The following is a 738-nucleotide window of genomic DNA, read 5'->3' as shown; positions in this document are numbered from 1 at the left end:
TCAGCGGCGATACGATTGCCGAACTTACCCCCGGTGGCTTCGACGACACGACCTTTACCGCACTCTATACGCTGAAGCAGGCCGACATCGATGCCGGCAAGGTCGACAATGCCGCCACCGTCACCGCCACGCCACCGTCAGGCAGCGATATCAGCAGCAACGGCGGCGTGACGACGCCGATCGCGGCCGCGCCGGCATTGGTGCTGGAGAAGAAGACCGGACCGCCATCGGGCAATAGCGTCGGCTCGACCATTGCCTATACGTTCACCGTCAAGAACACCGGCAACGTGACGCTGAAGAACATCCGGCTCACCGACAGTCTCAAGGATGCCGTGGTCAGCGGCGATGCGATTGCCGAACTCGCGCCGGGTGCTTTCGACGACACGACCTTTACCGCACTCTATACGCTCAAACAGGCCGACATCGATGCCGGCAAGGTCGATAATGCCGCCACCGTCACCGCAACGCCACCGTCGGGCAGCGATATCAGCAGCAACGGCGGCGTGACGACGCCGATCGCGGCCGCGCCGGCATTGGTGCTGGAGAAGAAGACCGGACCGCCATCGGGCAACAGCGTCGGCTCGACCATTGCCTATAGCTTCACCGTCAAAAACACCGGCAACGTGACGCTGAAGAACATCCGGCTCACCGACAGTCTCAAGGATGCCGTGGTCAGCGGCGATACGATTGCCGAACTTACCCCCGGTGGCTTCGACGACACGACCTTTACCGCACTCT

General features: G+C 62.2%; 1 protein-coding gene. It reads left to right on the top strand.

What is annotated here, in order from left to right; all coding sequences use genetic code 11:
• On the top strand, positions 1 to 738 hold a 738-nt coding region (locus HQ945_RS22665; RefSeq protein ID WP_174208547.1), incomplete at both ends, for a DUF7507 domain-containing protein.

Origin of the sequence: Phyllobacterium pellucidum, from assembly GCF_013327855.1 — a bacterium.
In the GTDB taxonomy this organism is placed as follows: Bacteria; Pseudomonadota; Alphaproteobacteria; order Rhizobiales; family Rhizobiaceae; genus Phyllobacterium; species Phyllobacterium pellucidum.
This window is presented reverse-complemented; position numbering and strand designations above follow the sequence as displayed.